The sequence below is a fragment of the Chamaesiphon sp. VAR_69_metabat_338 genome (assembly GCF_031423935.1).
Lineage (GTDB): Bacteria > Cyanobacteriota > Cyanobacteriia > Cyanobacteriales > Chamaesiphonaceae > Chamaesiphon.
In genome coordinates this window covers 1-8,208 of the sequence record NZ_JANPGM010000050.1, presented here as the reverse complement: position 1 = coordinate 8,208, position 8,208 = coordinate 1, and the positions used below count along the sequence as shown (strand labels likewise).

Annotated in this window: 6 protein-coding genes; 2 read left to right on the top strand and 4 right to left on the bottom strand. The window is 46.2% G+C overall.

Features of this window, described 5'->3' with window-relative positions; translation table 11 throughout:
• Positions 1-290: 290 nt before the first annotated feature.
• The 3 genes from RMO84_RS01585 to RMO84_RS01575 all read right to left on the bottom strand — a co-directional run bounded on the left by RMO84_RS01585 (position 291) and on the right by RMO84_RS01575 (position 4,717).
• Positions 291-2,264 (bottom strand): nitrate ABC transporter ATP-binding protein, encoded by a 1,974-nt coding sequence (locus tag RMO84_RS01585; protein WP_310486700.1) that lies wholly within the window; start codon positions 2,262-2,264, stop codon positions 291-293.
• Between the two features lie 245 nt (positions 2,265-2,509).
• Positions 2,510-3,337 carry a nitrate ABC transporter permease gene (ntrB, locus tag RMO84_RS01580; RefSeq protein ID WP_310486699.1) on the bottom strand — a complete coding sequence of 276 codons (828 nt, stop codon included), beginning with the start codon at positions 3,335-3,337 and terminating at the stop codon, positions 2,510-2,512.
• A gap of 57 nt (positions 3,338-3,394) precedes the next feature.
• Positions 3,395-4,717 (bottom strand): CmpA/NrtA family ABC transporter substrate-binding protein, encoded by a 1,323-nt coding sequence (locus RMO84_RS01575; protein WP_310486697.1) that lies wholly within the window; start codon positions 4,715-4,717, stop codon positions 3,395-3,397.
• An 879-nt stretch (positions 4,718-5,596) separates the two neighbouring features.
• Here RMO84_RS01575 and RMO84_RS01570 point away from each other — a divergent pair.
• The gene (locus tag RMO84_RS01570) at positions 5,597-5,851 is read left to right on the top strand and encodes a hypothetical protein (RefSeq protein WP_310486696.1); all 255 of its coding nucleotides are present in this window, start codon (positions 5,597-5,599) and stop codon (positions 5,849-5,851) included.
• Positions 5,852-5,860: 9 nt separating this feature from the next.
• A complete protein-coding gene (locus RMO84_RS01565) occupies positions 5,861-6,286 on the top strand; it encodes a PIN domain-containing protein (protein WP_310486695.1) in 426 nt (141 codons plus the stop codon).
• Between the two features lie 349 nt (positions 6,287-6,635).
• Here RMO84_RS01565 and RMO84_RS01560 read toward each other — a convergent pair.
• Positions 6,636-8,208, bottom strand: a 1,573-nt coding sequence (locus RMO84_RS01560; RefSeq protein WP_310486694.1) for an AAA family ATPase, incomplete at its 5' end; no start/stop codon positions are given.

The following is an 8,208-nucleotide window of genomic DNA, read 5'->3' as shown; positions in this document are numbered from 1 at the left end:
ACTAGTAGGAAATGACTTTTGACATCTAACTTTTGAAAATTCTGAGGAATGGCTTTAAATGCTGTCATGATATTATCCTCTGGATTTAAACGATCGGTTGGTTAATGGTGGGGTGGGCGGGTTTGTTATAAAGTTGTTTTAAGCACGGGTCTTTTAGCATTGTCTTGTCGCGCTGCTTGGTGCAAGCCATGGGTCGGAAACCTCCGCGTGGTTGCATCCGCTAAACCGTCGGGAAACAAAGGCGTGCGCGCGACGCAAACCCGCCCCTACAGATGGTTGATTTGGGCGTATTATAAGATAACTTCTGCAACTGAAATCGGACGTTTGATTTTCAAACTATTCAGATACGCGATCGGATCTTTGGCATTGAATGGCACCCCATCGAATAACTCGATCGTATTGAGGTTATAATCGACATCAAAACCCAGTTCTCGCGATCCGGTACTAAAAGTACTGGTTCGACAAACGCGCTCCAAAATCTCAACCCAATTACGCGGGAATGGGGTAATTCCCCAGCGGGCCATTTGGGTAATAATCCACAATTGTTCGGTACGACTGGGACGATTTAAACTATTACCAAAAAACTGCGGGTGAGCGTATTCTTTGTGCGGGTCGTAGATACCAGAATCATTATATGGATCGGCGATCGTAATATATTCGGCTTTCATCCCAAGATATTCTTTTTGCGATAGCAGATGCCGAATTTCATTGACATTATTAGGATCGGCACAATATTGACAGGCTTCGAGTAATGCTTTGACGAGTGCGATATGGGTATTCGGATAAGCATTTGCCCAGTCTTCGCGTACACCCAATACTTTACCAGGATGACCGTTCCAAATGCCTAAATCGGAGGCAATTGTAAAGCCTTTACCTTCACTAGCCGCCCGATAATTCCAGGGTTCGCCGACACAATAACCATCGATCGTGCCAGCTTTGAGATCCACTACCATTTGGGCGGGAGGAATCGTCATTAGATTCACATCTTTGTCAGGATCGATACCGCCAGCCGCCAACCAATACCGGAGCAAGAGATTGTGCATTGAAGATGGGTGTACCATCCCAAAATTGTGACGTTTCTCTGGGGTATTTAAGATAAATGTGTGGAAGTCATCGAGTGTTCTAATATTCTGTTGATAGAACTCTTCTTTTAAGGTAATTGCATTACCATTACGCGCCATTGTGAGGGCGGTAACTACTGGTAACGGTACATCATTATTACCACCTAAAGTCAGCCAAGCAGGCATCCCAGAGGGCATTTGCGCGGCATCGATATAGCCACCACTAATCCCATCGACAATCCCTCGCCAGCTCGATTCTCGCGCCAATGTGACTTCATCTAGACCATGTTTGATAAAGAAGCCTTTTTCTTTAGCGATCGCCAGCGGCGCGCAAGCAGTTAACGGGACGAATCCCAGTTGAATATTGACCTTTTCCAAACCATGCCGAGCGATTACAGTTTGCTTTTGAGCGCGGATTTTCTTCACCCGTTTTTGTTGATTGAGGAAGTAGATCATCTCACTCCGCAAACTGTAATAGCTGGGATGTTCGACTACTTCTAAGCGTTTGCGCGGACGGGGAATATCGACATCTAAAATCTGGCCGATTTTCGATTCGGGGCCATTGGTGAGCATGATAATGCGATCGGATAGTAATAATGCCTCATCGATATCGTGAGTCACCATTACCGCCGTAACGTGATTTTCTTCGCAAATCTGCATCAACCGCTCTTGCAAACCGCCACGCGTGAGCGCATCTAACGCTCCAAATGGCTCATCTAATAGCAATACTTTCGGACGAATCGAAAATGCTCGCGCGATCGAAACTCGCTGTTTCATCCCTCCAGAAAGTTGTCCTGGTTTCTTATCGGCAGCAGCCCGTAAACCCACCATATCGATACTTTCTTCGACAATCTGTTCGCGTTCGGCTTTGGGTAAACCTTGCAGTACTTTATTGACAGCCATCGCAATATTTTCGCGGACAGTCAACCACGGCAACAGGGAATAATTTTGAAATACTACCATGCGATCGGGGCCGGGTTTGGTAACGGGTGTCTCATCTACTAAAACCACGCCATCAGTCGCACCATCTAAGCCAGCAATAATATTTAAGAGGGTTGATTTCCCACATCCAGAGTGTCCGATTAGAGAGATAAATTCTCCCTTTTTCATATTCAAATCGATCCCTTTTAAGGCGATATAACTACCACCATTCGCTAAATTAAATGTTTTTCCAACTTGGTCAACTTCAACAAAACTATGCATCTTTATTGGCCTTTAATATAGGGTTGTATATTCGTAGGTTGAGACTTGTAGACTCTTAGGGTGGGCAGCGGCTCCCGCACGCCTTTGTTTCCCGACGGTTTAGCGGATGCAACCACGCGGAGGTTTCCTCCGCATGTGTTGCACCAAGCAGCGCGACAAGACAATGCTGGCAATATTATCAGTAATAGAAATGCCTAAACAAACCCGCCCTCCCCTTCTCGAAATATCAGCATGTCTGCCTTTAATTATTTATGTTCGTCAGGAACAACCTTTGTCGCAATAAACGCGATCGATTTATCCAATAACAAACCGACTAAACCGACATAAATCAAAGCGATAATAATCTGACTGATATTTGCTGCGTTCCAGGCATCCCAGATAAAGAACCCAATCCCCACACCACCAATTAACATTTCGGCAGCAACGATCGCCAACCAAGATAAACCGACACCAATTCTCAAGCCAGTGAAAATATAAGGAACAGTCGCAGGGAAAACTACATCCAGAAAGTACTCCTTCCTAGATAATTGCAATACCTTAGAAACGTTGATATAATCCTGCGGAATCTGTTGAACGCCAGCGATCGTATTCAGAATAATCGGCCAGATCGAAGTAATAAAGATTACGAAAATTGCTGAAGGATTAGATTGTTGAAATGCAGCTAACGCGATCGGCAACCAAGCCAAAGGGGGAATCGTCCGTAAAATTTGGAAGATCGGATCGAAAGCATCGTATAAAAATTCATTCGTACCGATAACAATTCCCACCGAAATCCCGACGATCGCCGCTAGTGTGAATCCTTGTAATACCCGTTGGACGCTCGCCCAAATCTGCCAAAATAGTCCTTTATTCGTCGCACCTTTGTCAAAGAAAGGATCGATAATTAATTCCCAAGTTTGAGAGATTACTTTAGTTGGACTGGGTAAATTGGCATCGGGACTCAATGTGAGTAACTGCCAGATAATTAAAATTGCAGATATCGCAATTAGCGGTGCGACGATCTTGCGGGTTTTGCGATTGCTTAATAGTCGATCGAGTACACTAGCCTGGGGGCGATTGATAGATCTTGCCATGAATGAGTTCTCCTGGATTGTAATTAAAAATTTAATAGCGTCATGCGCAAGATTTAGCTATGCTTGCTTAATTTTCAAACTGTTTAAATAGGCGGTAGGATTAGCCGGATCGAATTTCACACCATCGAAGAATGTTTCCACTCCCCGCGAAGTAGTAGCCGGAACCTGCTCGGCGGTGAGATTCAATTCCTTCGCAGCCGCCCGCCAAATATCTTCTCGGTTGACTCGATCGATTACTTGTTTCGTATCGGTATTGGTGGGAATTTGCCCCCACCGCATATTTTCAGTTAAGAACCACAGATCGTGGCTCTTATAGGGGTAACTAGCATGGTTGTCCCAATAGCGCATAATATTCGGACTATTTGCTGCAACTGGGCGATTATTGCCATAGTCGATCGTGCCAGTCAGTCGATCTTTGACATCTTTAACTGGTACTTTTGCCCACTCTGGATCGGAGATAACTTGCGCCATTTGCAGGCGATTGTCGGGCTTGTCGCACCATTGTTGTGCTTCCATTAATGCTTTGACGATCGATTTAGTCGCATTCGGATGCCGATCTACCCAATCGCTCCGAAAACTCAGAGCTTTTTCAGGATGATCTTGCCAAAATTCATTCGTGACTAGTGCTGTATAACCGAGCTTTTGGTTAATTAAGCGAACGTGCCAAGGATCGCCGACGCAAAAACCATCGATATTATTGACTTTAATATTGGGGACTAATTGCGAGCCAGGTACCACCAAACTAATCACATCTTGATTTGGATCGATACCCCCCGCAGCCAACCAATAGCGCAACATCAGATCGCTATTACCACCTTTAAAAGTATGGGCAAATCGCAGATAGTTTCCTGCTGCTCTCTCTCGCTCGACTCTTTCTTTAATCTTAGAAGCATCCAAACTAACATTGGCATCTTGATAACGATTGCCTACCGATATGCCTTGTCCGCCAGTATTCAAGCGCGCCACCACATACATCGGCAGCTTTTTATTATTCACCGTAATCGTGCCCATGCTCATGTGATAAGGCATCGGACTCAATACCATCGCCCCATCCAAACCGCCTCCAGCCGAGCCGATTTGGAGGTTATCCCTAGTGACACCCCAAGAGGGTTGTTTGACCAGTTCTACGTCTGGCATCCCGTGTTTTGCAAATAATTCTTTGACTTTAGCAATTACTAATGGTGCCGCATCAGTTTGACCGATAAACCCAATTCTGGCTTTAGTAGTCTCATTGCCACCAGCCGCACTAGCAGCTTTAATCGGTGCTAATTGACTGCCAGAATTGCCAGTACTGCATCCTTTTAATCCCAATCCGACGATCGCTGTTGCGCCAGCAGTGAGGATGAATTTGCGGCGAGATTGGTTGACTAGGTGTTCCATATCAGCTCTGTTTAAATTTATATTTGACAGTTATTTACCTATTTCACGAGGATTAAATCGATCGATAGAGTTAGATATTTAGAAACAATAGATTTTTAACTATGAATTGAGCCAATGTGACTATTTATTAAGTGTTTCATTAATCGATTCATAGATTAGCTTCATTAATAAACAAGCTTATCTCATCTGCTTCTCTATGCATAGAGGTTTACCATGATTTTTTGAACAGAATATCGAATAAAATCTATAAGTTTTGTGATGACTCTCCCTGGATCGGACGAGTTGACACGATCGAGAACTGGCACTTAAAATTCCTCAAGTAAGTGTATAGAAGGGATTTGAGCGATCGTGTCCTAAAAAAACAAACCCGACTTCTCGTTCGCGTAGCGTCTCGAAGAGAAGAAGTCGGGTTTGTGGGCAAGATCGTGCCGCAAGCGAGCATCAAAAAAAAAGGAGCAGCGAATCGCTACCCCTAGAATTAAGCTATTCTCACATCTTGTCCTAATACAAAACAACTAGTAAATTGATGCTTCACTTTGAAGCTCGAAAACAGACACTCGCTATCTTTAAGACTGTAGGTTGGGTTGCGGATGCATCCGCCTTTGGCGGGGCTTCGCCCTACGCGCTGCGAAGACGTGTCGCTAGACGATCTCCTCGTGCCAAGCGTCTCTGCTTGGTTCGCTGTCTTATCGTTTTTTATTCGGGGGGAACCCTAGAGATAAAAACGCCGCTAAACCCTCGGGGAACCCTACGTATTGCGCATCCGCAACCCAACCTACAGATCTCATCAGTTTTAGGCAACTGTTGTGGATCTTCAGCCCAATGCCAGACGTGTTAAAATTGTGTACACAGCGGTACACAATTTTCGTCAGGTAGAATATGCTGCAAAAAATTGGGATGAAAGATTTTAGAGATAATTTAGCCAAATACCTCAGTTCTTCTGCTCCTATGGCGATCCTGCGGCATGGGCAAACAGTAGGCTACTTTTTTCCGACCCAGCTACAGCCCGCTGAGTCAGAACAGGAATCTCTCAAACGTGCCGCAGCAGCCCTGGATGCTCTTTTGCTAGAACATGGGATTGATGAAGACACGTTGCTGGCAGAGTTTCGCCAACTGCGCTCGCAGCAACTTTAGAGTCCATCCATGTCTAATCCTAAAAAAATTGTGCTTGATGCCAATATTGTGGTGCGTGCTGTGCTGGGGAAGAAAGTCCGAGAGCTGATTCAAGAATTTTCACCCACTACACAGTTTTTCACCCCAGATCTTTGCCTTGATGATGCTGTCAAATATTTGCCGATCCTGTTCCAAAAGCGCAATCTGCCACCTGATGAGGCTTTAGCTGTGTTGGCGGGTCTAATTCATCTAATTGAGATCGTTGATGCTGATGTCTATTCTGGATACGAAGTTGAAGCGAAGCAACGGATTGCTGCCCGTGATGTCAATGATTGGCCGATTGTGGCGGCTGCTCTGCTGTTAGATTGTCCGATTTGGACGGAAGACAATGACTTTTTTGGTTGTGGTGTCGCGATCTGGACGACCGATCGTATTCGGTTATTTCTAGCTGCATAAATTCAGATCGATCGCAATTGCACCATCACTACATCGATTTAATTCATAGGCTGCCAGTTGTAGGTAGTTAGGACTGTGGGTTGGGTTGCGGATGCAATCGCGCTGAGGTCTCCTCAGCGTGCGTTGCACCAAGCGCGGATGCAATCGCGCTGAGGTCTCCTCAGCGTGCGTTGCACCAAGCAGAGCCGCAAAACCCAATGCCCTCACCTTTGGTTAAGTGTGTTGGGTTTCATTCTTCAACCCAACCTACAGATTTTTGCACTTAGCAATTGACATCGGTGGTGCTGGGTTTCTACTCGAACATAAACCCCCGATATCTGTAGATATCGGGGGTTTGTTGCATATTAACTTAACTTTCTTGCATCAGAATTGTGGCAGGTAAACGGCTGAAGGCCAAATGGTCGTTTTGAACTTCGACAAAGATGGTATCGCCTTCTTTGAAATCACCGCGCAAAATCCCTTTGGCAATAATCGTTTCCAGCTCTTTTTGGATCGTCCGTTTGAGCGGTCGCGCGCCATATATGGGGTCGTAACCCACATTAGCGATGTAATCGAGTGCGGATTCGGCCAGTTTGAGCGACAACTTGCGATCGAGTAACCGTTGTTCGAGGCGGGCGACTTGGATTTTGACGATGCTCCGCAGTTGGGTGCGTTGGAGACTGTGGAAAATAATCGTATCGTCGATTCGGTTGAGAAATTCGGGACGGAAATTATGACTGAGAGCTTCCAATACGCGAGACTTCATCTCATCGTATTTACTATCATCGCCAGCGAGATCCAGAATATATTGCGAACCAATATTACTGGTCATGATAATCACCGTATTCTTGAAGTCTACCGTCCGCCCTTGGGAATCCGTGACGCGCCCGTCATCGAGGACTTGCAGCAGGACGTTAACCACATCGGGATGCGCTTTCTCGAGTTCGTCGAATAGGATGACTGCATAGGGACGACGGCGGATGCTCTCGGTCAGTTGACCGCCTTCTTCGTACCCGACATAGCCAGGAGGCGCACCAATTAAGCGGGAGACGGCGTGTTTCTCCATATACTCGGACATATCGATCCGAATCAGCGCGTCCTCGGCGTCGAACAGGTAGTTGGCGAGGGTTTTAGCCAATTCAGTCTTACCGACGCCGGTAGGGCCGAGGAAGATGAAGCTAGCGATCGGGCGGTTGGGGTCGGAGAGTCCGGCGCGGGATCGCTGAATCGCTTCAGCGACGGCAGTTACAGCTTCTTCTTGCCCGATCACGCGGCGATGGAGTTCGTCTTCAAGGTGGAGGAGTTTTTCCCGTTCGGTTTCGACTAATTTAGTCAGAGGAATCCCCGTCCATTTGGAGATAATTTCGGCGATGTCGGCTTCGGTGACTTCTTCGCGGAGCAGGGATTTGCCGGTGGTTTGCGATTGGGCGAGTTTGACTTCGGCGGTTTCGAGTTTGCGGTGGAGTTCGATCAGTTTGCCGTATTTGAGTTCGGCGGCAAGATTGAGATCGTAGTTGCGTTCGGCTTGTTGGATCTCGATATTTACTTTGTCGATCTCTTCTTTGATGGTTTGGATATTGCTAATAATATCCTTCTCCGATTGCCACTGTGCGGTCATGGCGCGTTGTTCTTCCTTAAGATCGGCGAGTTCTCTTTCGATCTTTTGCAAGCGTTCGCGGGCCGAGCTAGAAGTGTCTTTATTTACCGACAACCGTTCCATTTCCAGTTGCAGGACTTTACGATCGATCTCGTCTAGTTCTTCTGGTTTAGATGTGATTTCCATCTTCAGACGAGCGGCAGCTTCATCCATCAGATCGATCGCTTTATCTGGCAAAAACCTGTCGCTAATATACCGCGTTGATAAAGTTGCCGCCGCAACTAACGCATTATCCGAAATTTTCACTCCATGATGGACTTCATACCGCTCTTTCAAGCCGCGCAAA

Bases quoted from the DNA above. Each gene is read 5' to 3' on its own strand.
- ntrB (WP_310486699.1), bottom strand. From the start codon at position 3,337: ATGGCAAGATCTATCAATCGCCCCCAGGCTAGTGTACTCGATCGACTA.
- RMO84_RS01575 (WP_310486697.1), bottom strand. From the start codon at position 4,717: ATGGAACACCTAGTCAACCAATCTCGCCGCAAATTCATCCTCACTGCT.
- RMO84_RS01570 (WP_310486696.1), top strand. From the start codon at position 5,597: ATGCTGCAAAAAATTGGGATGAAAGATTTTAGAGATAATTTAGCCAAA.
- RMO84_RS01565 (WP_310486695.1), top strand. From the start codon at position 5,861: ATGTCTAATCCTAAAAAAATTGTGCTTGATGCCAATATTGTGGTGCGT.
- RMO84_RS01585 (WP_310486700.1), bottom strand. From the start codon at position 2,264: ATGCATAGTTTTGTTGAAGTTGACCAAGTTGGAAAAACATTTAATTTA.